Origin of the sequence: Alcaligenes sp. (assembly GCF_050255915.1) — a bacterium.
In the GTDB taxonomy this organism is placed as follows: Bacteria; Pseudomonadota; Gammaproteobacteria; order Burkholderiales; family Burkholderiaceae_B; genus Alcaligenes; species Alcaligenes aquatilis.
In genome coordinates, this window is sequence record NZ_JBFWIQ010000002.1 from 1 (window position 1) to 21393 (window position 21393).

At 55.3% G+C, this 21393-nt stretch carries 28 protein-coding genes; 2 read left to right on the plus strand and 26 right to left on the minus strand.

Annotated features, from left to right (window positions below; all coding sequences use genetic code 11):
* Positions 1-339: 339 nt before the first annotated feature.
* The 3 genes from ccsB to AB7E06_RS02265 form a co-directional block, all read right to left on the minus strand.
* Entirely contained in the window at positions 340-1698 is a 1359-nt protein-coding gene (ccsB, locus tag AB7E06_RS02255) for a c-type cytochrome biogenesis protein CcsB (RefSeq protein ID WP_094198129.1), read from the minus strand.
* A 15-nt stretch (positions 1699-1713) separates the two neighbouring features.
* Positions 1714-3756, minus strand: coding sequence for a cytochrome c biogenesis protein ResB (locus tag AB7E06_RS02260; protein WP_094198130.1), 2043 nt, complete (start codon positions 3754-3756; stop codon positions 1714-1716).
* 229 nt (positions 3757-3985) lie between these two features.
* The gene (locus tag AB7E06_RS02265) at positions 3986-4690 is read right to left on the minus strand and encodes a c-type cytochrome (RefSeq protein WP_199827849.1); all 705 of its coding nucleotides are present in this window, start codon (positions 4688-4690) and stop codon (positions 3986-3988) included.
* A 157-nt stretch (positions 4691-4847) separates the two neighbouring features.
* Between AB7E06_RS02265 and yihA the strand changes: the two genes are divergently transcribed.
* Both yihA and hemB read left to right on the plus strand, forming a co-directional pair.
* The gene (yihA, locus tag AB7E06_RS02270) at positions 4848-5471 is read left to right on the plus strand and encodes a ribosome biogenesis GTP-binding protein YihA/YsxC (RefSeq protein ID WP_042489383.1); all 624 of its coding nucleotides are present in this window, start codon (positions 4848-4850) and stop codon (positions 5469-5471) included.
* Positions 5468-6487 carry a porphobilinogen synthase gene (gene hemB / locus AB7E06_RS02275; RefSeq protein ID WP_094198132.1) on the plus strand — a complete coding sequence of 340 codons (1020 nt, stop codon included), beginning with the start codon at positions 5468-5470 and terminating at the stop codon, positions 6485-6487. The genes yihA and hemB overlap by 4 nt, the downstream gene beginning before the upstream one ends.
* A 118-nt stretch (positions 6488-6605) precedes the next feature.
* On the opposite strand, the gene dsbD is transcribed toward hemB, so the two are convergent.
* The 23 genes from dsbD to rplN form a co-directional block, all read right to left on the minus strand.
* A complete protein-coding gene (gene dsbD / locus AB7E06_RS02280) occupies positions 6606-8531 on the minus strand; it encodes a protein-disulfide reductase DsbD (RefSeq protein WP_249460556.1) in 1926 nt (641 codons plus the stop codon).
* Between the two features lie 37 nt (positions 8532-8568).
* Positions 8569-8955, minus strand: coding sequence for a divalent-cation tolerance protein CutA (gene cutA, locus AB7E06_RS02285; RefSeq protein ID WP_094198134.1), 387 nt, complete (start codon positions 8953-8955; stop codon positions 8569-8571).
* A 47-nt stretch (positions 8956-9002) separates the two neighbouring features.
* Positions 9003-9977, minus strand: coding sequence for an AraC family transcriptional regulator (locus tag AB7E06_RS02290; RefSeq protein WP_094198135.1), 975 nt, complete (start codon positions 9975-9977; stop codon positions 9003-9005).
* Positions 9978-10092: 115 nt separating this feature from the next.
* Positions 10093-10638 (minus strand): flavin reductase family protein, encoded by a 546-nt coding sequence (locus AB7E06_RS02295; RefSeq protein ID WP_094198136.1) that lies wholly within the window; start codon positions 10636-10638, stop codon positions 10093-10095.
* Positions 10639-10760: 122 nt separating this feature from the next.
* Entirely contained in the window at positions 10761-11846 is a 1086-nt protein-coding gene (locus AB7E06_RS02300; protein ID WP_094198137.1) for an LLM class flavin-dependent oxidoreductase, read from the minus strand.
* A gap of 487 nt (positions 11847-12333) precedes the next feature.
* On the minus strand, positions 12334-12720 hold the full coding sequence (gene rplQ / locus AB7E06_RS02305; RefSeq protein WP_003805334.1) for a 50S ribosomal protein L17: 387 nt from the start codon (positions 12718-12720) through the stop codon (positions 12334-12336).
* A 203-nt stretch (positions 12721-12923) separates the two neighbouring features.
* The gene (locus AB7E06_RS02310; RefSeq protein WP_003805337.1) at positions 12924-13907 is read right to left on the minus strand and encodes a DNA-directed RNA polymerase subunit alpha; all 984 of its coding nucleotides are present in this window, start codon (positions 13905-13907) and stop codon (positions 12924-12926) included.
* Positions 13908-14059: 152 nt separating this feature from the next.
* Positions 14060-14683: a 30S ribosomal protein S4 gene (gene rpsD, locus AB7E06_RS02315; protein WP_094198138.1), complete on the minus strand. Its 624-nt coding sequence runs from the start codon at positions 14681-14683 to the stop codon at positions 14060-14062.
* An 11-nt stretch (positions 14684-14694) separates the two neighbouring features.
* Positions 14695-15093: a 30S ribosomal protein S11 gene (rpsK, locus tag AB7E06_RS02320; RefSeq protein ID WP_003805343.1), complete on the minus strand. Its 399-nt coding sequence runs from the start codon at positions 15091-15093 to the stop codon at positions 14695-14697.
* A 14-nt stretch (positions 15094-15107) separates the two neighbouring features.
* Positions 15108-15473 (minus strand): 30S ribosomal protein S13, encoded by a 366-nt coding sequence (gene rpsM / locus AB7E06_RS02325; RefSeq protein ID WP_003805346.1) that lies wholly within the window; start codon positions 15471-15473, stop codon positions 15108-15110.
* A gap of 36 nt (positions 15474-15509) precedes the next feature.
* The gene (gene rpmJ, locus AB7E06_RS02330) at positions 15510-15623 is read right to left on the minus strand and encodes a 50S ribosomal protein L36 (protein ID WP_003805360.1); all 114 of its coding nucleotides are present in this window, start codon (positions 15621-15623) and stop codon (positions 15510-15512) included.
* Between the two features lie 32 nt (positions 15624-15655).
* Positions 15656-15874, minus strand: coding sequence for a translation initiation factor IF-1 (gene infA / locus AB7E06_RS02335; protein ID WP_003805361.1), 219 nt, complete (start codon positions 15872-15874; stop codon positions 15656-15658).
* A gap of 9 nt (positions 15875-15883) precedes the next feature.
* A complete protein-coding gene (secY, locus tag AB7E06_RS02340; protein WP_003805363.1) occupies positions 15884-17209 on the minus strand; it encodes a preprotein translocase subunit SecY in 1326 nt (441 codons plus the stop codon).
* 12 nt (positions 17210-17221) lie between these two features.
* The gene (gene rplO, locus AB7E06_RS02345) at positions 17222-17662 is read right to left on the minus strand and encodes a 50S ribosomal protein L15 (RefSeq protein WP_094198139.1); all 441 of its coding nucleotides are present in this window, start codon (positions 17660-17662) and stop codon (positions 17222-17224) included.
* A gap of 11 nt (positions 17663-17673) precedes the next feature.
* Positions 17674-17859: a 50S ribosomal protein L30 gene (gene rpmD, locus AB7E06_RS02350; protein WP_003805366.1), complete on the minus strand. Its 186-nt coding sequence runs from the start codon at positions 17857-17859 to the stop codon at positions 17674-17676.
* Between the two features lie 3 nt (positions 17860-17862).
* On the minus strand, positions 17863-18384 hold the full coding sequence (gene rpsE, locus AB7E06_RS02355) for a 30S ribosomal protein S5 (RefSeq protein WP_003805367.1): 522 nt from the start codon (positions 18382-18384) through the stop codon (positions 17863-17865).
* A gap of 12 nt (positions 18385-18396) precedes the next feature.
* The gene (rplR, locus tag AB7E06_RS02360) at positions 18397-18750 is read right to left on the minus strand and encodes a 50S ribosomal protein L18 (RefSeq protein WP_009459977.1); all 354 of its coding nucleotides are present in this window, start codon (positions 18748-18750) and stop codon (positions 18397-18399) included.
* A gap of 21 nt (positions 18751-18771) precedes the next feature.
* Positions 18772-19305 (minus strand): 50S ribosomal protein L6, encoded by a 534-nt coding sequence (gene rplF, locus AB7E06_RS02365; protein ID WP_108728328.1) that lies wholly within the window; start codon positions 19303-19305, stop codon positions 18772-18774.
* Positions 19306-19317: 12 nt separating this feature from the next.
* Positions 19318-19713, minus strand: coding sequence for a 30S ribosomal protein S8 (gene rpsH, locus AB7E06_RS02370; RefSeq protein ID WP_094198141.1), 396 nt, complete (start codon positions 19711-19713; stop codon positions 19318-19320).
* 11 nt (positions 19714-19724) lie between these two features.
* A complete protein-coding gene (gene rpsN / locus AB7E06_RS02375; RefSeq protein WP_042489405.1) occupies positions 19725-20030 on the minus strand; it encodes a 30S ribosomal protein S14 in 306 nt (101 codons plus the stop codon).
* A 10-nt stretch (positions 20031-20040) separates the two neighbouring features.
* Entirely contained in the window at positions 20041-20580 is a 540-nt protein-coding gene (gene rplE, locus AB7E06_RS02380; RefSeq protein ID WP_009459981.1) for a 50S ribosomal protein L5, read from the minus strand.
* 12 nt (positions 20581-20592) lie between these two features.
* A complete protein-coding gene (gene rplX / locus AB7E06_RS02385) occupies positions 20593-20913 on the minus strand; it encodes a 50S ribosomal protein L24 (protein ID WP_094198142.1) in 321 nt (106 codons plus the stop codon).
* Between the two features lie 14 nt (positions 20914-20927).
* Entirely contained in the window at positions 20928-21296 is a 369-nt protein-coding gene (gene rplN / locus AB7E06_RS02390; RefSeq protein WP_003805375.1) for a 50S ribosomal protein L14, read from the minus strand.
* Between the last annotated feature and the right edge of the window lie 97 nt (positions 21297-21393).

Genomic DNA, 21393 nt, shown 5'->3' on the forward strand with positions numbered 1-21393 from the left:
CAAGTTAACGGTGCGCCCGTAGCCATACTTCGACAAGGGTACCGGTGCGCAGCACCGGCAGCGCTCAAGCCCCGACACGCTGACCCGCACACCAGCGGCGTCTTCCGGCGCCTATGCCACCCCAAAAAACACCGCTCAAGGTCCACCAAAAAAACAAGCAAATAGCGGTCCCCCCACGCTACGCCTTCGGCTTGCTGCCCCCTTTGTTGTCGAGGGTGCCGAGACTTGGGACGCTCCAGCGGCAAAAAACCCGAGTCCGGCATCCAGCCAAACTCGGGTTTTCCATTTTCAACCAGGCATTCTGAAACCAATCCCCCAGCCCCAGAACAGCAAAAAGACTTACAGCTCCCCGTAGGAATGCAGCCCCGACAAGAACATATTCACGCCCAGGAATGCAAAGCTGGTAATCAACAAACCAGCCAGCGCCCAATACGCCGCCATCGTGCCACGCAGGCCCTTGAGCAAACGCAAGTGCAACCAGGCCGCATAGTTCAGCCACACAATCAAGGCCCAGGTCTCTTTCGGGTCCCACTGCCAGTACGTACCCCAGGCATCAGCGGCCCACAACGCCCCCAACACCGTCGCCACCGTAAAGAAGGCAAAACCCACTGCAATCGCGCGGTACATGATGTCATCGAGCACTTCCAAGGAAGGCAGTTTGCGCGAAATCGGACCACGGAAATACAAAATCGTACCCACCATCACACTACCGATACCGAAATACAGCATCCAGGTCGGTGACAACTCCCGCGAGCCAAAAATCATGGGCTCGGCACATAGAATGGCGCCCAGCAAAAACACTGGTATCAGCTTGGCACGCGAACGTGTCTCACCATTTTCCTTAACCAGATAGGCAAAGCCCACCATGGCAGCCAAGGAGAAGGTACCGTAACCAATAAAGTTGGCCGGCACGTGCAACTTCATCCACCAGCTTTTCAGCGCAGGCACCAAAGGCTGGATCTGATGCGCATCACGCGTGAAGGAATACCACAGCAGGAAAATAACCAACGAGCTGATCGCCAACAACACAAAGCCACCCAAGGCACGGGTGTTGTAACGACGTTCGTAATACAGATAAAACAAGGCCGTAATCAGCGCCAGCAAGACAAACACTTCATACAGATTACTGACTGGAATATGGCCAATGTCCGGGCCGAGCAAGTGACCTTCGCGCCAGCGTACCAACAAGCCTGTCGTGCCAGCATACACAGCCGCCCAAGTCAGACCCGAACCCATCCAGGCGGCCGTATTGCTGAAAAAACCAGCCCAGTACATGACTGTGCCCAGAATGAACAGCGCACACATCCACAAAATAGCGGACTGGGACGAGAACAAATACTTCAGCAGAAATACCGAATCGGCCTTTTCAATATCTCCGGTACCCAGACCCTCACCCGTGCTATACAGCCAGACTGCCAGCAAAGCCGTCAAACCCGAGAGCACCAGCAAGGTACGCAGCGGACGCCACAACCACCCTAGCCAGGCCACAAAGGGGACAAAAGCCACCAGAATGATCTTCTCGTAGTAATCCATGCTGGTGCTGTACACATTGAGCGCATACGCCGCACCCAAAGCCAGTACCACCAGAAACAGCACATCCGTCCAGTCCGGACGGCCACGGATACCGCGCCGGTCACCACTGGATGCGATATTGTCTTGCCACATCGTTGGAGTGGCCGAAGAAAGGGTCTGCGCCATAGTTGCTACACCTTGTCAGACAGATAGCCGGTTGAACGCCGCTTTCAGGCGATCAAACTCGAGGTTAAAGTCCAAGTTGCGACGTTGGGATGTCATGGCAGCCATTACGCTGCTGCCTAGCTTGTGAGGGCGAATCCACACCCACACACGGCGATCCCGAATATAGAACATCGAGAACACGCCAATAATCAGAAACAAGCAACCCAAGTACACAATGTACATGCCTGGGCTGCGCGCCACCTGAAATACGCTGGCCTGAACTTGCTCAAAACTGTCCAAGGTCAACATAACGGGTGCCGGGTAATCGGGTAGATTGGCAAAGGCCAGAACAGCAGACTGAATCCAACGATTGGCATCGTTATTTTCCTGACTGTAATCCAGCTCCGGCAAGCCTTGTTGCTGTCTGACCAAATCACGCAATTCCGATAGTGTGAACTGAATCATGGGAATTGCAAAACTCAGGATACGCTCGCGCTCGGCCTCGGGGACACGGCTGATCAGGCCATCAAAACCGGCACGCACAAAAGTCTGCAAAGCGGTTCGGGAAGCCGAGAGCATCAGCTCTTTTTGCTCGGGCGAAGAAGAATTACGTTCGGCAAAACGCTCGGCCGCCTGGTTTACCAGGGCCTCGTTCTGTGTCGCCGCCCGCAAATCCATGAATTCTTTCAAGGAACCCTTGTCGTCAGCCGGGAAACGCACGTAACGGAACGGTTCGGCGGGCGAAAAACGCATCCCGGCCAGAAACACCAGAGTGCCGTCCAACTCCACTGGCAACATGTAGTTCACAAACTCGCGGGACTGGCCCTGGTCGTCGATCAGGCGATAGTTCACGCTGGGGCCAACATTTTTCAAGTTCTGATCTTTCTTGTTGGCTGCGCTACCGGTAACCGCGGCCACGTGTTCAATCATGGCCTTGGGCTGAGGGTCACCCTCGGTCAGGTTTTCCACATTGATAGGCCGCAACTCAGTCAGTTGCACCGTCAAAGCATGTTCATTGGGACTTTCCTGAGCCGCGATGCCTACGGTCTCGCCCACCTTGCCACTCAGAGCAAACGTCTTGGAGCCAGGGCCTACCAAAGGATAGCCCTTCAAGCTGAGAATACTGCCACCATCATCAAAGCCGGACTGGTAAACCGTCACGCCCTTGTAACGCAAAGGCTCGTTCACCTCGATCGTGCGCTCAAAGGTATCACCCGTGACAGGATCGGTTACTTCCACTTCGCTCTTGAAGCTGCTGGGCATGCCAGTGGAGTAATACTCCACCAGGAAGCGCTTGAGCTCCAGTGCAAAAGGCAAAGGTTGAATCAGGACGCCTTCACCAGAATTGATCACGGCAGTCGCGGTACGGGCACCTTCAGGCACCAGCATATTGGCGCGAAAGCTGGGGTTGCCCAATCCCAGTCGACCCGACTCGGGCACTTGGGAAATCAATATGTTTTCTGTAATGGGCTGCTTGCCGCCCAGCCACACTTGCAGGCGCACGGGCAATTCGCTGTCGAGCAGACCGCCCACACAGATCACCACGATGGCCAGATGAGCAAAGATGTAACCCAGCTTGTTGGCGCTGCCTTTTTTGGCCGCCATCATCATGCTGCCATCGTCGTCCTTGCGCACGCGTACCGCATAACCTTGGGACTGCAACCAACCTTGAACCTGCTCCCGGTTGTGTTCGGGGGCACCGGCACTTTCCAGTTCCACACGATGGGGAAAGGCTTTGAGACTGCCACCGCGCACGTGCTCCTTGAAGGTGCGCATTTCGCGGATCATCTTGGGGGCATTGCGGATAACGCACAGCGTGGTCGAGACCACCAGAAACGTCATAATGACCATGAACCATCCACTGTTGTAGATGGACCAGATCGAGAAGTGATCGAACAATTCAAACCAGTAGGGGCCGAACTGATCGATATACGTATTAGCGGGCTGGTTTTGCGCCAGAACAGTCCCGATCAGGCTGGCTACGCAAATGAACATCAGCAAGCTGATGGCAAAGCGCATCGAACCGAGCAATTCCAGGAAATCGGCCGCAAAGCGACGCACAGAGGATACTTTTTTCACAAAGGCTAGCTTAGGAGGTGGGTGGGGTTCACCGGAAACATCCAGACTTTGAGCACTGAAAGTGCCACAAGTTCGATGACTGGACAAAATACCAACACAAGACCCGGCCCAAATCGGCACCGCCCGGTGTTAAGGCACCCAAACCGCCACAACCATCAAAGGAAGCTGGGGCCACAAGGTGAATGTCAGGCTCTAGGCAGTCAGGGGGCCATTGGCCCCCTTGGACTGATTAACGCAGGCCAGCGGCGAAATCCGACACGGCGGCAATGTCAGCATCCGACATGCGATCGGCAATGTCGTGCATTTCAGCACTATTGGCACGGTCACTGCTACGGAACAGTTTGAGCTGTTCAACAATGTAGCCAGGGTGCTGACCGGCCAGACGAGGATATTGTCCTGGCATGCCAGCACCATCAGGCGAGTGGCAAGCGGCACAGGCAGGAACACCACGCTCGGGCAAACCACCGCGCCAAATCTTCTGGCCGCGTTCCATGGTGTCTTCTTTAGTGGCGTTAGCAGCCTGATCCCAGTTCACAGGCTGTTGGGACAGGTAAAACGCCACGTTCTTCATATCTTCTTCGGTCATGCCCGCAGCAATGGCTGTCATCAGGCTGTTGGCGCCCTCAGGGCCACGACGAGAAGGAAGGGACTTTTCATCCTTGGCACGGAAATCGTGTAGCTGCTTGACCAGGTACTCGTACGGCTGGTGAGCCAGCGACGGGTTGACCGGAATAATACTGTTGCCGCCATCCCCGTGACAGGTCACACAGGCCAGCACGCCACGCGACATCTCACCTTGCAGGTAGAGCTGCTCGCCTTTGGCGGCATCTGGCTTGGGCAGACCAGCTGCATGGGCCACGTTAGCGGTAAAAACCACAGAGCAAGCCATCGTCAGGCTGCTTGCGATAACGACTCGGGAAAGCGCACGCTTCATTTGGACCTCGATAATCGCGAATCAATCGGGGTGCCGCATGCGCCCCGCAAAAGCCACCGTAAGCCGCTGGTCAGTACCCAGTGGACTACGACATTACTGTTTCAAATCGAGAGATTATACAATAGGCGCTGAACCAATATGGAATTACGCTGCAACCATGTCGATACTGCACCGCGCTCACTTCACGATTTCAGCTGCTCAGATCGATCAGCTGCCCCCTCCCGGACCTCCCGAGGTCTGTTTTGTGGGGCGCTCCAATGCGGGCAAATCCTCCGCCATCAACGTATTGGCCAACCAACGAAAACTGGCTTTTTCCAGTAAGACGCCGGGACGAACACGCCTGATCAATATGTTCGGTATTCCCGATCCGCTCTCGCCAGGCGACTTTCTGGGCCACCTGGTGGACTTGCCCGGCTATGGCTACGCTGCCGTGGCCCGCCACGAAAAGCAGGACTGGGCCGAAATTCTGGGCGATTACCTGGCCACCCGCCCCTCGATTGCCGGCATTGTGTTGCTAATCGACATCCGACGCGGCGTGACCGACCTGGATATGCGTCTGGCCGATTGGATTGCGCCTACCGGCAAACCCGTACTGGCGCTTTTGACCAAAGCCGACAAACTGCCTTATGGTCAACGCATCAAGGCGGTGGCCGAAGTGCGTCGCCAGCTCCGAGAAATTGGCGCCCTGCATGCGCTGCCCTTCTCTTCCACTGATCGTATCGGTTTGCCCGAAGCGACCGAATGCATCGAAAACTGGATTTCTCCGAAGGTTGTTCCATGACTCGTTTTATTCCTCCTGCCGACTTTCCTAATACTCGCTTGCGCCGTAACCGCCGCGACGAGTTTTCCCGCCGTCTGGTGCGCGAAAACCGCCTGTCCACAGACGACCTGATCTACCCGGTCTTTGTGCGTGAAGGCGAGAAAGTTCAGGAGCAAGTCGGCTCCATGCCAGGCGTCATGCGCTATTCGCCAGACGAACTGATGCGCGTGGCCGAACAGTGTCTGGAGCTGGGCATCCCTGTGCTGTCCCTGTTCCCTTCCATCGACCCGTCCCTGAAAACGCCGGATGGCAGCGAAGCCGCCAACCCCAGCGGCCTGATTCCCCGCGTCGTGGGCATGCTCAAGCAGCAATTCCCAGAGCTGGGCGTACTCACTGACGTGGCGCTGGACCCCTACACCAGCCACGGCCAGGACGGCATTTTGGACAATGACGGCCACATCCTGAACGAAGAAACCGTTGCCATGCTGATCCGTCAGGCCCAGACCCAAGCTCAGGCGGGCGTGGATATTGTGGCCCCCAGCGATATGATGGACGGCCGTATCGGCTCCATCCGCGCCGCTTTGGACAAGGACCAGTTCATCCACACCCGCATCATGGCGTACTCGGCCAAGTACGCCAGTGCCTTCTATGGCCCCTTCCGCGACGCGGTGGGTTCGGCTGCCAATCTGGGGCGTTCCAACAAGAACACCTATCAGATGGATCCCGCCAACCGTAACGAAGCTCTGCGTGAGGTGGCCGCCGACATCCGTGAAGGCGCCGATATGGTCATGGTCAAACCTGGCCTGCCTTACCTGGACATCCTGCGCGACGTGAAAGACGCCTTTGGCATGCCGACCTACGCCTACCAAGTCAGTGGCGAGTACGCGATGATCAAGGCCGCTGCCCAGAACGGTTGGCTCGATCACGACAAGGTCATGATGGAGTCTCTGCTGGCCTTCAAACGGGCTGGTGGCGATGGCATTCTGACCTATTTCGCCATCGAAGCGGCCAAGCTGATGCGCGAACAGAACTGCTGATTCATATCAATCAGAATGCAAAAAACGCAGCCCGTGAGCTGCGTTTTTTGTTGTGTGTACGCGACGATGTACCGTCTGTTAGACCCTGATAAGCCCGGTTTCGGGCAAATCAGAAACGTCAGGCACCGGCCAAAGCCTCGTCGAGCACCGTGGAGAAGCGACTGGCATCCTGAAAACCGATCACGCGCAGTTGTTCCAATTGTTTCCCCTTGGAATCAAAAAACATGATGCCGGGAGGGCCGAACAGGCGGAAATGTTTGAGCAGTTCACGATCCTCTGGCGTATTGGCGGTGACATCCACCTGCAGCAATTCAAACTGCGCCATGCGTTGCGCAACAGAGGGATCACTAAAGGTGAAGTTCTCCATTTCAATGCAGGACACACACCAGTCTGCGTAGAAGTCCAACATCACGGGACGAGTAGCCTTGGCCAGGCGCTCCTCCAGCTCCTGCAGCGTCAGCACGCGCTGAAACTCCACCTTGTTTTGCGCAGCGGCCACCGTACCGGACGATTTCAGCCCTTCCAAAGGACGAATCACGCTGGGACGACCCAGGGCAATGCTGATCATCATCATGATGGCCCAGACCGCCAGCATCATGCCCACACCCTGTCGTAAACCCGACCAAGGTGTACGTGCAGCCGTGCCGCGCCCGAACGCTCCCAGCAAGGCAGCCGCCCACAAGGCAAGGACAACCCAGCCAAAAACGGCAATCGTGCCCGACATCAAGGGCGAGACCATCCACCAAGCCGTCGCCAACAGCAACACACCAAAAGCGGTTTTGACGCTTTCCATCCAGGCACCCGCCTTGGGCAACACACTGCCCGAACCCGCACCCACAATCAGCAACAAGACGCCCGACCCCCAGGCCAAGGCAAACAGAGCCGAGCCGCCCAGGACCACATCACCCGTCTGCGAGATAAACAGCAGCACGCCAGCCAGCGGTGCCGCAACACAAGGGCCAACAATCAAGGCAGACAGCATGCCCATCAGGAATACGCCGCCCAGTTGCCCGCCCGGCAAGCGATTCATTGTTTCGTTCAAGCGATTTTGCAGCGCCGCCGGAGCCTGAACCGTAAACACGTCCAACATGGACAAGGCCAACACCACCAGAATCAGGGCGAACAGACCCAAGACCCACGGATTCTGCAACCAGCTTGCCAAGCCCGCACCCAGCAAGCCTGCTGCCACGCCCAGCAGGGTGTAGACCAGGGACAAGCCCAGCACAAAGGCAAAGGCCATTTTCAGGCCGTGCCAGCGCGATGGCGCAGGCTGATTACGTCCAGCAATGATGGACAGCAAAATCGGCACCATCGGCAGGACGCAAGGCGTAAAGGACAGCAGCAAGCCGAACACAAAGCTCAGCAGCACAATCTGGCCCCAGCCAGCCTGCTTGAGGTAATCGGCCAGGCCCACATCACTCAGGTTCAGCGCCGACGCGACACCGCCTGTAGTGGCGGCTGTAGTCGTAGCAGCCGTTGCTGCCGTGTCTGTTTTCTGAGCCGTGGACTCACCCGGCGCAGGCACCGACACCACACCAAAAGGGCCCGCCACTTCCCAGCCCTGTCCGGTCGGGATCAAGGTCAAGGTTTGCGTTGAGGGGGAATAGCACAGGCCAGCATCGGCGCAACCCTGGCTGACCACATCAATGTTCAGATCCTGACCAATCGCGCTATCGGCCAGGACAGGCACGCGCAGGGTGACCGAGTTTCGATAGACCTCCATCACTTCATCAAAGGTCGGGTCATACACCTTTTCGCCATCGGGAAGCTGGGGACTGCCCAGATGCTCAGCCTTCTCGGTCGAGACCCCGAAACGCTTGCGATACATATAGTATTCAGGCGCAATCTGAAAATGGATGTCCAGTTGGTCGGGCTGGCTCATGGCCGCGGTCAGCACAAAAGCCTGTTCCGGGTCCAGAAACTCTTCTTCTGCCTGCGCCGTCAACGGCATTGCCAGCCAGGCCAGCATCAGGACAAAGAAAACAGCAAACCACGCGCCAAGACGCTGGGCAGAAAACGGGGAACGCTTCAAAGACAAAGACACAAATCTATTCCGGTTTTTTAGGCTGGGCTATCTGCGATCAGGCAGGACGGGTCTGGGTGCGAGCCCAATCCAGATAAGCGGTGAAACCACCAACAACCGGAAGCACAATCAATTCAGGCAGATCGTAAGGATGCTGCTCGCGCAAGCGATCTGCCAGTTCCGGTAGCCGGGCCACTGTGGTTTTGAAAGTCAGCGTAATTTCCTCATCGCCCTGTAACTCCCCTTGCCACATGTACATAGACAAACTAGCAGGCGCAAGGTTCGCACAAGCGGCAATTCCATCCTCAACCAAGTGATGAGCCAGGTATTTGGCCAGCATCATATCGGGCACGGTGGTCTGCGCCAGTACTACTTGCTGCGCATCCAGATCGGGCAGGGTCAAAGCCAGTTTGGGTTTGGAACTGGAGGAATTCTCAGAGGACATGCAGGGCTCCTAATCAGAGCCCTTAGTGTAGCGCCGGATGCCTGTGCTTAAACGCTGGATCGAGGTCGACTCAAGCCGCTTAATGTTTCAGAGGGGCGCTCGCCATAGCTATGCCGATAGTCGGCCGAGAACTGCCCCAAGTGGGTAAAGCCACAAGCCAGGGCTACCTCGGTGACCGACATGCCACCTTGCTGCAAATATTGGCGGGCGGCTTTCAAACGCATCTGTTTCAAACGCGCCATCGGTGCGACACCTAGATGCTCCCGAAACCCGGCATATAGGCTACGCACGCTGACACCTGCCGCCTGCGCAATATCGCCGATGGTGATGGGCTGGCCGGTCTGGCTTTCCATGAAGTCCAGGGCACGCCGTAAAACATGCGGCAAGACGGCCGCTGTTTTGTGAGAAGGTTGATTGTGCTGATGCAGCTCGAACAAAGCGTAGATCAACGTCTGCTCGAACTGGCGTACCTGACGGGGTTGATCAAACAAGGTGCCATCCGACACTTCGGCAAACTGCCAGTCCAGCAAACGGCGCAAGCTGGCCCCACCGGGCGCATCCAACGGGATGGAGGGCTGAAACTCCAGCGGACCGCGCACAGGTTGCGCAAAATAATCCTGATAATGGCGCTCCAACCCTTGACGTCCAATACGCACAAACAGCTTATCGGCCTCCAGGCTATGTTCCATGCTGAAGGCTTGAGTCGGGCTAATGATGGAAGCCAGGCGCGAGGTCGACGCGAAACGCCCATGCGCCGTATGAATCTGCTCTTGTCCCGACAGGGGGATTTGCAAGAGATAGAAGTCGTCCAGTGGCTGAGGCGCAATCTGCACCTGCGCCCCATAGCGCAAACGACCATAGGCCACATCCTGGCCTTGGCGTAGAGACAGGCGTGCATTCAGACGCTGACGGGTATCGGCCAAAGTCAGGCTATGCGGGCAGAAAACCTGGGAGATATAGTGCTGAACGCAGTCCACATCCTGCGAATGCAGCTGGGCATAGCGATTCAGTATGGTGGTCATGAGCGTCGCAACAAGCGATAAAAAAAAGCTGTACCTTAGTGTGGCACAGCCTCTTGCACTGCAACATCGAGACAATCCCTAGGCCGCCCGGGCCAGGGACGGCAATCCCGACGAGTTACTGACCCTGAAAGCGGCCAAAGCGTCCTTGCCAGTACAGCAAGGGCGAATCCTGTTCCTGCTCGGCATGGTGTACCTGCAACACACGCCCCAATACCAAGGCGTGGCTATGACGCTCAATCACTTCCACAATCTGACAGGCCAAAGCAGCGGGCGCCTGTCGGGCAAGCCAGATGCCGTGCTCAGTACGCAGCCAGTCGTGTCCAGCGTAACGCGCATCGCCTTGCTCGCCTTTGAAACCGGCAAATTGCAAAGCCATGCCCGCCTGCTCAACACCCAGGATATTCACCCCAAACAGACCGCTATCACGCATCAAAGGCCAGGACGAGGAGCTTTGATTCACGCAGACCAGCACCTCTGCCGGATCTGCGGCTACCGAAGTGACCGAAGTCGCGGTCAGGCCGCTGCGCTGACCCTGGTGTTCGACCGTAATCACATTAGCCGTACCCCCCAGATGGCGCATAGCAAGTTTGAACTGCTCGGCAGAAACTCCAGGCGCGTATAGCGCTTGGTCTGTCGGCAAGGAAGCCAATTCCACAGGCATGATTCACCTTTTCTAATCTTATGGGCAGCACAGTCATCGGGACGATGCTGCCTGTGTGGCGTACGTGAACTGGCTATCCCCCTGGGCAAGCCAAAGCCTGCCCGATAGCCAGAAAATCGCTCTTAGCGAATGCCACGCTGCTGCAACAAAGGCAGCACAGTATCACGGAAATAAGGGAATTCCTTTACATAGTCCACAAAGGACAAGGTTGTTCCCCGGAAACCGGCTTCGTGCAGAGCACACAAACCGTCAGCCACTTGCTCGGGTGTACCCACCAGCGGGAAACCACCGTGGCCCGCCGCCATGCGTTCACGGATTTGCTCCAGCAGCTCGTGCGGGAAAGAATGAGCGTGGGCAAACTGCAAATTCATCAAATTATCCACGGCACCATTGTCGATATTGGCCATGATGCGTTCCCACTCGGCCTGGGCCTCGGCTTGCGTAGGACGGCACACAACGTGCGAGAAGGTCATCACATCGACTTTGCGACCTTGCGCTTGGCCCTGCGCCTTGAGCTCGGCCACTTCTTTCCTGGAGCGCTCCAGCTCCATGGCGGGCGTGAACAGGAAGTTGGCATTGCGGCTGGCAAACTCACGGCCTTGACCGGAACCGGCGGCGTTAAAGATAGGCGGATCAAATTCAGGACGAGGATTGCCGTAGACCCCTTTGGCCTGGAAGTACTTTCCATCCCAATCGAAACGGCCATCGTGGTGCCAGATTTTCTTGATCAGGTCGAACCATTCTTGCGCATAGCCGTAACGGGTTTCATGATCATCAGGCAGCTTCACACCCAAAGCGTCATACTCAGGCTTGTTCCAGCCGGCCACGATATTCAAACCGACCCGGTTGCCGCTCATCTGGGCCATGGTGGCGAGCTGCTTGGCAATCACCACAGGGTGGTTAGCAACCGTGTGCACAGTGGCAAACACGCTGATATTGCGAGTATTGGCCAGCAAGGCAGTCGCCCAGGTGACGGTTTCCAGCACGTAACCGTGGAAATCGGTTTCGCCACCGTAACCAATCCAACGGGCGATAGGCAACATGAAGTCAATACCGGCATCGTCCAGCAGCTTGCCCAGCTTCAGATTGTTTTCCCACGTAGCCTGCCAGCGATCGGGCAAGGTTGATACCGTCATGCCACCACCGCAATTGGTGGCAAAGGTTCCCAGCAGAAACTTATCGTGTGTGAGCAATGTATTCTGTGCCATCGCCAGTCTCCTGAAAATCGTTGTTCTTTACAGCTCACCACCATGGCGAAGCTGACATAGCGCAGATTTTAGGGAGCGGCCCTAAGGCCCACTATCGGATCACTGCCGCTTTTATCAAATGCCTGCAATTATTTGAACTTTAAAGCTCTACAGGTCAGAAAACCTAGTAAAAACCCTTATATAACAGCGCCTTGTTGTTTTTTTTGAGCTGTTTTTAACAGTCAAAGCACCCTGCTTTACGCCTTTTCACTGTGCTGAATGGAGCCCACATTCTGGCTCAAACCCGCGCTTGGACCTATATAAGGGGTAGGCTTGGCACCCGGCCTGGGGAGCAGGCAAAACGACGGTGAGAAACAAGATCAGCAGCAACAAGGTGAGGACCTTTCCAAAAACGCCTAGCCCTTGATGAACAAGACCATACCGCCGCCAATAAAAAAACGGACTCCTGAGAGTCCGTTTTCAATACTACGAGAGAAACAAGCAGCGCTTATTCAGCAGCGGCTTCTTCCTGAACTTCTGGACGATCCACCAGCTCCATGAATGCCATAGGAGCATTGTCACCCTGACGGAAACCCATTTTCAGGATGCGGGTGTAGCCGCCGTTACGCTCTTGGTAACGTGGGCCGAAAACTTCAAACAGCTTGGTCACTGCATCGCGGTCGCGCAGACGGGCGAAAGCCAGACGACGGTTTGCCAAGGTTGGGTTTTTAGCCAAAGTGATCAGGGGCTCAACCACGCGACGCAGCTCTTTAGCTTTAGGCAGTGTGGTTTTGATGGCTTCGTGAGTCAGCAGGGACACGGACATGTTGCGGAACATGGCCAAACGGTGGCTGCTGGTACGATTCAGTTTACGTAGACCGTGACGGTGACGCATGATGATTTTCCTAAATAATGAATCTAATTGGCACGCCGCTTATGCGGCATGCGTAAATCTGGTTCTTCTATCAGCTAGGCTGCGGACCAGATGGACAGCGCAAAACAATAGCACATTTTCAGCCGCCACTCACACTTTTTGCAGGTGTACAACACCAGAAAAAGTGTAAGTGGCGTCCAAGAAACGTCTGTCTTGCTGACTACTTATGGACGCTCAAGACCCAGTGGTGGCCAGTTTTCGAGCTTCATGCCCAAAGTCAGACCACGTGCAGCCAACACTTCCTTGATTTCGTTCAAGGACTTGCGGCCCAGGTTTGGAGTCTTCAACAGTTCGTTTTCGGTACGCTGGATCAGATCGCCGATGTAGTAGATATTTTCGGCTTTCAGGCAGTTTGCGGAACGAACGGTCAATTCCAGATCGTCGACAGGACGCAACAACACAGGATCGATCTGTGGTGCGCCACGTACTGGAGCTTCGTAGGCATCGCCCACACCTTCCAGAGCAGCAAACACGGAGATTTGATCCATCAGGATGCGAGCGGACTGGCGAACAGCTTCCTCGGGCGAGATCACGCCGTTGGTTTCGATGTCCAGAACCAGCTTGTCCAGGTCAGTACGCTGTTCCACACGGGCGTTTTCGACCGCGTAGCTAACCCGACGCACAGGGCTGTAGGACGCGTCCAGCACGATACGACCGATCGTGTGGGTGCGGTCATCAGCCAGAGCACGAACGTTACCAGGCACGTAGCCACGGCCTTGCTCAACCTTGATCTGCATTTCCAGCTTGCCGTCATCGGTCAAGGTGGCAATCACATGATTGGGGTTGATGATTTCAACGTCGTGCGGCAATTCGATGTCGCTAGCCAACACCTGGCCGGCGCCTTCTTTGCGCAGGATCAGGGTAACTTCTTCACGGCTATGCAGCTTGAATACCACGCCCTTGAGGTTCATCAAGATATCAACCACGTCCTCACCCACACCTGGCAGTGTGGAGTATTCGTGCACCACACCGGTGATCTGCACTTCAGTCGGTGCATAGCCGGTCATGGAGGACAGCAAAATACGACGCAGTGCGTTGCCCAGAGTGTGGCCGTAGCCGCGCTCGAAAGGCTCCATGATCACCTTGGCGTGATTTTTGCTGATTGGTTCGACTTCAATGGAACGGGGTTTCAAAAAACCTTGAGACATTCGATTTCCTTTTCAATACCCTCGGCTCGTTACACCGATAAGGCTGACGGAAACTGGCCTAAGCCAGCAGAAAGTATCGCAAAGCCCACTTGCCGAAAAACGGGAAGTGGGCTTGCTTTACTGCATTGTGTAAGCGGTCTTCGCGTAAAAGATTAACGCGAGTACAACTCAACAACCAGCGATTCGTTAACGTCTTGAGCGACGTCAGCGCGATCGGGAACTTGCTTGAAGACGCCGGACAGCTTGGCAGCGTCAACTTCCACCCACTGAGGCAAGCCAATGCCAGTTGCCAGATCCAGGGATTCCTTGATACGGCCTTGGGATTTAGCTTTTTCGCGGACGGCAACAACGTCACCAGCCTTGATCAGCATGGAAGCGATGTCAGCGGTATGACCGTTGACTTCGATAGCACGGTGGTTAACCAGCTGGCGAGCTTCAGCACGTGTAGAGCCGAAACCCATGCGGTAAACCACGTTGTCCAGACGCGATTCCAACAATTGAATCAGCGTTTCACCGGTGTTGCCACGGCGGCGGTCAGCTTCAACGTAGTATTTGCGGAACTGCTTTTCCAGCACGCCGTACATACGCTTGAGCTTTTGCTTTTCGCGCAGCTGCAGACCGAAGTCAGACGTACGAGCACCGGAGGTGCGGCCGTGCTGACCAGGTCGCGATTCCAGTTTGCACTTGGAATCCAGCGAGCGACGGGCGCTCTTCAAAAACAGATCGGTACCCTCGCGACGCGAGAGCTTGCATTTTGGTCCAATATAACGAGCCACTTCGCTTCCCCTTAGATGCGACGACGCTTGGGCGGACGGCAGCCGTTATGCGGAACCGGTGTGATGTCTGCAATGCTGGTGATCTTGATACCCAGAGCATTCAGAGCACGCACAGACGATTCACGGCCTGGACCGGGGCCCTTGATGCGAACTTCAAGATTTTTAATACCGTATTCCATGGCAGTACGGCCGGCTGTTTCAGCGGCAACCTGCGCGGCAAACGGCGTGGATTTACGAGAGCCTTTAAAGCCCGCGCCACCCGACGTAGCCCAGGACAATGCGTTGCCCTGACGGTCAGTAATGGTGATGATCGTGTTGTTAAAAGAAGCGTGGACGTGAGCAATCCCGTCCGACACGCTTTTTTTGACTTTCTTGCGTGCGCGTGAAGCGCTGCTAGAAGCTTTGGCCATCTTCTATTCCTCGATTATTTCTTCAGGGACGCGGCGGCACGACGCGGACCTTTACGGGTGCGAGCGTTAGTGCGTGTACGTTGGCCGCGCACTGGCAGACCGCGACGATGACGCATGCCACGGTAAGTTCCCAAGTCAGCCAAACGCTTGATCGAGAGCTGAACTTCACGACGCAGGTCACCTTCTACAGTGAACAAGCCGATCTGTTCGCGAATGCGCTCGAGTTCCGCGTCGGTCAGATCTTTGACCTTCTTGGAGTATTCAATACCCGATGCTTCGCAAATCTTGCGAGCGCGGGTGCGACCGATGCCGAAAATCGCGGTAAGACCGATTTCGGCGTGTTGATGCGGCGGGATGTTAATGCCGGCAATACGGGCCATGGTTATTCCTTGTTAAATCGGTTGCGTTTCGGCAACTTAGCCTTGACGCTGCTTATGACGTGGATCGGTGCAGATGACACGCACCACGCCATGACGTTTAATGATTTTGCAGTTGCGGCAGATCCGCTTTACTGATGCCATTACCTTCATGGTTTGACTCCTAGTTTCCTGTAACCGGCCGCTTATTTGGAGCGGAACACAATTCGTGCTCGGGATAGATCATAGGGCGTGAGCTCCACAGTGACCTTATCGCCCGGCAGAATCCGGATATAGTGCATACGCATTTTGCCTGAAATGTATCCGAGCACTACGTGACCATTTTCCAGCTTGACGCGAAAAGTTGCGTTGGGAAGGTTCTCAAGAACCTGTCCCTGCATTTGAATGACGTCGTCCTTTGCCATTTTTGTGAATTACCGCATCGGCAAGCTCGAGCCTTTGAAGTTAGCCTTCTTGAGCAGCGAGTCATATTGTTGTGACATGACATAGGCCTGAGCCTGCGCCATGAAGTCCATGGTTACTACAACAATAATCAGCAAGGAAGTGCCGCCAAAATAAAACGGTACATTCCAGCGCATTTGCAAGAACTCTGGGACCAGACACACCAAGGTAATGTAGATCGCACCGGCCAATGTCAAACGCATCAAGATCTTGTCGATATAACGCGCTGTCTGATCACCGGGACGAATACCTGGTACGAAAGCTCCACTCTTTTTCAGGTTGTCTGCAGTTTCGCGGCTGTTAAACACCAGGGCCGTGTAGAAAAAGCAGAACAAAATGATCAGCGCGGAGAACAAAGTAATGTAAAGCGGCTGACGCGGCGACAAAGCAGCCTCGATTTCACGCAACCAACCCAGACCGGGTGTGCTGGAGAACCAATTAGCAATTGTCGCTGGCAACAGAATAATGGACGAAGCGAAGATCGGAGGGATCACGCCAGCCATGTTCAGTTTCAGCGGCAAATGCGAGCTTTGACCACCATAGATACGGTTACCTACTTGCCGTTTGGCGTAGTTGACCGTAATACGACGCTGACCACGCTCGACAAAGACGACGAAGTACGTGACGGCGGCTACTAAAACGAGGATAAACAGTGCCGATAGAATCGACATGGAATCCGTACGCACCAGATCAAGCATGCCGCCCAAAGCATTGGGCAAACCCGCTACGATACCGGCGAAGATCAGGATGGAAATACCATTACCCAATCCACGTTCAGTGATTTGTTCACCCAGCCACATGACGAACATGGTGCCAGTGACCAGTGTTACCACTGTCGTGAAGCGAAACAGCATCCCTGGGTCGATAACCAGACCGGGCTGCGATTCTAGAGCGATGGAAATCCCAACTCCCTGGAACAAAGCCAAAAAGACCGTTCCGTAACGGGTGTATTGCGTGATCTTGCGACGACCCGACTCACCCTCTTTCTTGATTGCTTCCAGCGTGGGCACCACAGCGGTCATCAATTGCATGATGATGGACGCAGAGATGTAGGGCATGATTCCCAGTGCGAACACTGAGAATCGCTCTAAAGCACCACCGGAGAACATGTTAAACAAACCCAGAATACCACTCTGGTTTTGAGTAAACAGTTCGGACAAGGCATCAGGATTGATGCCTGGTACCGGAATGTGCGTACCCAAGCGGTAGACAATCAGGGCGAGCAACAGGAAAACGAGACGACGTTTCAAATCGCCGTAGCGCGGACCCGACTTACTCTGTGCCTGAGCTTTTGCCACCGTGACCCCTTTTTATTCCAGCGAGCCGCCGGCTGCTTCGATCACGGCGCGAGCGCCGGCCGTTGCATTAATGCCTTTCAGCGCAACTTTACGGGAAAGTTCACCGGACTTGATGACTTTAGCGTAACGCACCATTTGGCCAACCACGCCAGCCTGCTTCAGTGCCTGGACGTCGATAACTTCGGCATCCATTTTTTGCAGTTCGGACAGACGTACTTCTGCGTACAGGTGGTCGTCCAGGGTGGTGAAACCACGCTTGGGCAAACGACGTTGCAAAGGCATTTGACCGCCTTCGAAACCGACTTTATGAAAACCACCCGAGCGGGATTTTTGGCCTTTATGACCACGTCCGCCGGTTTTGCCCAAGCCGGAACCGACACCGCGACCAACACGACGTGCTGCGTGTTTGGCGCCAGCGGCGGGCTTGAGATTGTTCAATTGCAATTCAGACATCCCGATTCCTTTCAGGCTTCCGAGACCGTAACCAGATAATCCACCTTGCGGATCATCCCACGAACCTCAGGAGTATCAACCAATACACGGCTGGTGTTGACTCGGCGCAGACCCAGGCCGCGAACGGTGTCGCGGTGGCTTTGCTTAGTACCGATGACCGAACGCACCAACGTAACTTTGATTTGTTTCTGTGCCATGACTTACCCCAGAATTTCTTCAACTGTCTTGCCGCGCTTGGCAGCAATGTCAGCCGGTGTCGAGCAAGCACGCAAGCCGTTCAAAGTAGCGCGAACCATGTTGTATGGGTTGCTGGAACCCAGGCTCTTGGCTACGACGTTGCGCACGCCCATCACTTCGAAGATAGCGCGCATTGGGCCACCGGCGATAACGCCAGTACCTTCAGCGGCGGGCGAGATCAGAACGGTAGCTGCACCGTGCTTACCCACTACGGTGTGATGCAAAGTGCCGTTTTTCAGAGGCACTTTGATCAGACCGCGACGGGCCTGTTCCATTGCCTTTTGAACAGCAACGGGTACTTCGCGGGCTTTGCCCTTACCCATGCCGATACGACCATCACCATCACCGACTACGGCCAGCGAAGCAAAGCTCATGGTGCGACCACCTTTAACGACTTTGCTGACGCGGTTGACCGCAATCATCTTTTCTTTCAGGCCGTCATCGCGCTCTTGCTCTGGAGCCTGTCTGCCTTGTGCTTTAGCCATTTGATAATTCCTTTAGAATTTCAAGCCGGCTTCACGCGCGGCCTCGGCCAGCGCTTTCACGCGGCCATGGTAACGGAAGCCCGAGCGGTCAAAAGCAACCGTCTCGATGCCCGCAGCCTTCGCCTTTTCGGCGACGCGCTTGCCAACCAGGCTGGCTGCCGCTACGTTGCTGCCAACGGCCAATTCTTTGCGAACTTCGGTCTCGACAGTGGAAGCACTGACCAGAACGCGGTCGCCTTCGGGCGAGATGATGCTCGCGTAAATATGCGTATTCGTGCGATGCACCGACAGGCGGTGTACGCGCAGTTCGGCGATCTTGCGGCGAGTAGCCACTGCACGACGCATACGGGATTGTTTCTTGTCCATGATTCGTCCTTGCCTGCCGGCTTATTTCTTCTTGGTTTCCTTGAGGATGACGCGTTCGCCGACATAACGTACACCCTTGCCTTTGTAAGGCTCTGGTGGACGATAGCCACGAATTTCAGCGGCAACCTGACCAACCACCTGCTTGTTCGAACCCTTGATCACGACTTCCGTCGGAGTTGGGCACTCGGCTTTGACGCCTTCAGGCAGGTCGTGCACGATGTCGTGCGAGAAACCCAGTTGCAACTTCAAGGCATTACCCTGGACGGAGGCACGGAAACCCACGCCAACCAGACTCAGCTTGCGTTCGAAACCGGCGCTCACGCCAACAACCATGTTGTTGACCAGTTGGCGCACGGTGCCGGACATTGCGTTTGCGTGACGAGTTTCGTTCGCAGCAGCAAAAGACAGCTGACCGTCTTGAAGTTCAATGGTGACGTCGCCAGTCAGAGTTTGAACCAAAGTGCCCAGAGGGCCTTTGACCGTGATCTGATCAGCGGCAATAGTCGTTTCTACGCCCTTGGGCAGGGAAACGGGATACTTAGCGATACGTGACATATGATGTTCTCCTTATGCCACGTAGCACAGCACTTCGCCACCGACGCCAGCTGCACGCGCCTTGCGATCGGTCATCACGCCGCGAGACGTGGACACGATGGCAACACCCAAGCCGTTCATGACTTGAGGGATGCTTGTGCTGCCTTTGTAGATGCGCAGTCCAGGACGCGAAACGCGGTCGATGCGCTCGATGACTGGCTGGCCGGCATAGTATTTCAGGGTGACTTCCAGCTCTGGCTTGGCTTTTTCGCCAACGATGCGGAAATCTTCGATGTAGCCTTCGTCTTTCAGCACAGCAGCAATAGCTGCTTTCAGCTTCGAGGAGGGCATGCTAACCGATGTCTTGTTGACCATTTGCGCGTTACGCACGCGGGTCAACATATCGGCGATTGGATCGCTCATGCTCATGTGTATTTCTCCTACCAGCTGGCCTTGGTCATACCGGGGATCTCGCCGCGCATTGCCATTTCGCGCACTTTATGGCGAGTCAAACCGAATTTCTTGAAAACACCACGAGGGCGACCGGTGATAACGCAGCGGTTGCGTTGGCGGGTCGGGTTCGCGTTGCGTGGCAATTGTTGCAACTGCAAACGAGCCTCGTAGCGCTCTTCGTCAGACTTGGACTGGTCGTCAATAGTCGCTTTCAGTGCTGCACGCTTGGCGGCGAATTTCTCAGCCAGCTTGGCGCGCTTGATGTCGCGATTGATGAGGGAAAGTTTAGCCACGTTGCGCCCCTTAGTTGCGGAACGGGAAGCTGAACGCGCTAAGCAGCGCCTTGGCCTCTTCGTCCGTCTTGGCAGAAGTAGTGATGCTGATGTTCAGACCACGCACTGCGTCGATTTTGTCGTACTCGATTTCAGGGAAAATGATTTGCTCTTTAACCCCCATGTTGTAGTTGCCACGGCCGTCAAACGCACGACCCGACACACCACGGAAGTCACGAACGCGTGGCAGAGCCACAGCGACCAGACGATCCAGGAATTCGTACATGCGTTGACCGCGCAGGGTCACCATACAACCGATCGGGTAATCTTCGCGAATCTTGAAACCGGCAATAGCTTTGCGGGTTTTCGTGATAACGGGCTTTTGACCAGCAATTTTGGTCATGTCCGATACCGCATTCTCGATAATCTTCTTGTCAGCAACCGCTTCCGAGACACCCATGTTCAGAGTGATCTTGGTGATGCGGGGTACTTCCATGATGCTCTTGTACTCGAACTGCTTTTGCAGGTCGGCAACCACTTTTTCGCGGTAGAACTCTTGTAAACGTGCCATGTTATCCGCCCCTTAAGCCTTGGCGCCAACGGCCTTGCCGCTGGAACGATAAACACGCGTTTTCTCGCCGTCGATCACCTGGATACCAACACGGTCGCCCTTGCCGGTTTCTGGGTTGAACAGCGCAACGTTCGAGATGTGGATAGGCATGGTCTTATCGACAATACCACCCTGCGTGCCAGCCATAGGATTGGCTTTAACGTGTTTTTTGACTACGTTGATGCCTTCCACGATAACGTGGTCTGCATCGACGCGTTGCAGCACTGTGCCACGGCGTTTTTTATCACGGCCAGTCAGCACAATAACTTCGTCGCCTTTACGAATTTTTTGCATTTTTTTCGCGCTCCTTACAGCACTTCGGGAGCCAAGGACACGATCTTCATGAACTTCTCGGTACGCAGTTCACGCGTAACGGGTCCGAAGATACGGGTGCCGATGGGTTCCAGCTTGGCATTGAGCAATACGGCGGCATTGCCACCGAAACGAATCAGCGAACCGTCTTTACGGCGCACGCCCTTAGCGGTACGAACCACTACAGCGTTGTAGATTTCGCCTTTTTTGACGCGTCCGCGCGGGGCCGCTTCTTTAACGGTAACTTTGATGATGTCACCAATTGCGGCATAACGGCGCTTCGAGCCGCCCAGCACCTTGATGCACATTACGGAACGCGCACCTGTGTTGTCGGCCACGTCCAGCGTGGTCTGCATTTGAATCATGATTTTTCCTGTTCCAACTTAATTGCAACGATCCAGCCAAAATGACTGGGTCACACAACCAGTTTTGGTCCCGTCAGATTCGGATCCAGCCAGTTCG

Bases quoted from the DNA above. Each gene is read 5' to 3' on its own strand.
- ccsB (WP_094198129.1), bottom strand. From the start codon at position 1,698: ATGGCGCAGACCCTTTCTTCGGCCACTCCAACGATGTGGCAAGACAAT.
- AB7E06_RS02265 (WP_199827849.1), bottom strand. From the start codon at position 4,690: ATGAAGCGTGCGCTTTCCCGAGTCGTTATCGCAAGCAGCCTGACGATG.
- yihA (WP_042489383.1), top strand. From the start codon at position 4,848: ATGTCGATACTGCACCGCGCTCACTTCACGATTTCAGCTGCTCAGATC.
- hemB (WP_094198132.1), top strand. From the start codon at position 5,468: ATGACTCGTTTTATTCCTCCTGCCGACTTTCCTAATACTCGCTTGCGC.
- cutA (WP_094198134.1), bottom strand. From the start codon at position 8,955: ATGTCCTCTGAGAATTCCTCCAGTTCCAAACCCAAACTGGCTTTGACC.
- AB7E06_RS02290 (WP_094198135.1), bottom strand. From the start codon at position 9,977: ATGACCACCATACTGAATCGCTATGCCCAGCTGCATTCGCAGGATGTG.
- AB7E06_RS02295 (WP_094198136.1), bottom strand. From the start codon at position 10,638: ATGCCTGTGGAATTGGCTTCCTTGCCGACAGACCAAGCGCTATACGCG.
- AB7E06_RS02300 (WP_094198137.1), bottom strand. From the start codon at position 11,846: ATGGCACAGAATACATTGCTCACACACGATAAGTTTCTGCTGGGAACC.
- rplQ (WP_003805334.1), bottom strand. From the start codon at position 12,720: ATGCGTCACCGTCACGGTCTACGTAAACTGAATCGTACCAGCAGCCAC.
- AB7E06_RS02310 (WP_003805337.1), bottom strand. From the start codon at position 13,907: ATGTCTCAAGGTTTTTTGAAACCCCGTTCCATTGAAGTCGAACCAATC.
- rpsK (WP_003805343.1), bottom strand. From the start codon at position 15,093: ATGGCCAAAGCTTCTAGCAGCGCTTCACGCGCACGCAAGAAAGTCAAA.
- rpsM (WP_003805346.1), bottom strand. From the start codon at position 15,473: ATGGCCCGTATTGCCGGCATTAACATCCCGCCGCATCAACACGCCGAA.
- rpmJ (WP_003805360.1), bottom strand. From the start codon at position 15,623: ATGAAGGTAATGGCATCAGTAAAGCGGATCTGCCGCAACTGCAAAATC.
- infA (WP_003805361.1), bottom strand. From the start codon at position 15,874: ATGGCAAAGGACGACGTCATTCAAATGCAGGGACAGGTTCTTGAGAAC.
- rplO (WP_094198139.1), bottom strand. From the start codon at position 17,662: ATGTCTGAATTGCAATTGAACAATCTCAAGCCCGCCGCTGGCGCCAAA.
- rpmD (WP_003805366.1), bottom strand. From the start codon at position 17,859: ATGGCACAGAAACAAATCAAAGTTACGTTGGTGCGTTCGGTCATCGGT.
- rpsE (WP_003805367.1), bottom strand. From the start codon at position 18,384: ATGGCTAAAGCACAAGGCAGACAGGCTCCAGAGCAAGAGCGCGATGAC.
- rplR (WP_009459977.1), bottom strand. From the start codon at position 18,750: ATGGACAAGAAACAATCCCGTATGCGTCGTGCAGTGGCTACTCGCCGC.
- rplF (WP_108728328.1), bottom strand. From the start codon at position 19,305: ATGTCACGTATCGCTAAGTATCCCGTTTCCCTGCCCAAGGGCGTAGAA.
- rpsH (WP_094198141.1), bottom strand. From the start codon at position 19,713: ATGAGCATGAGCGATCCAATCGCCGATATGTTGACCCGCGTGCGTAAC.
- rplE (WP_009459981.1), bottom strand. From the start codon at position 20,580: ATGGCACGTTTACAAGAGTTCTACCGCGAAAAAGTGGTTGCCGACCTG.
- rplX (WP_094198142.1), bottom strand. From the start codon at position 20,913: ATGCAAAAAATTCGTAAAGGCGACGAAGTTATTGTGCTGACTGGCCGT.
- rplN (WP_003805375.1), bottom strand. From the start codon at position 21,296: ATGATTCAAATGCAGACCACGCTGGACGTGGCCGACAACACAGGTGCG.